We start from the raw sequence: 302 nt of genomic DNA on the forward strand, positions 1-302 counted from the left end.
GGTACTGCTGAAGAGAAGTTCAAAGCGTTTGAAGATGCTGGTATCGCGTATACACGTGACCCATCTAAACTTGGCGACAAGCTAAAAGAAGTTACTGGTTGGTAAGATAGGCATTAGTCTACAGTTAAACTACTAAATCTCGAGCTGATGGCACGCGCAGGTTATAACCCTCAGGCGGCTGTTACCCTGTGGCAAAAAATGCAAAAAGCAAGCCAAGGTGAGCCACCACAATTCCTCAGCACTCACCCAACGAGCAGCAGCCGTATCGCAGAGTTACAGTCATTGATGCCAAAAGTTACGCC

1 pseudogene is annotated in these 302 nt (G+C 47.4%); it reads left to right on the top strand.

From position 1 onward, the window contains the following. Positions 1–129 precede the first annotated feature (129 nt). Positions 130–302: pseudogene (locus SB725_RS30635) on the top strand (M48 family metalloprotease); the annotation flags it as partial.

Origin of the sequence: Pseudomonas sp. SIMBA_041 (assembly GCF_046535095.1) — a bacterium.
Lineage (GTDB): Bacteria > Pseudomonadota > Gammaproteobacteria > Pseudomonadales > Pseudomonadaceae > Aquipseudomonas > Aquipseudomonas mucoides.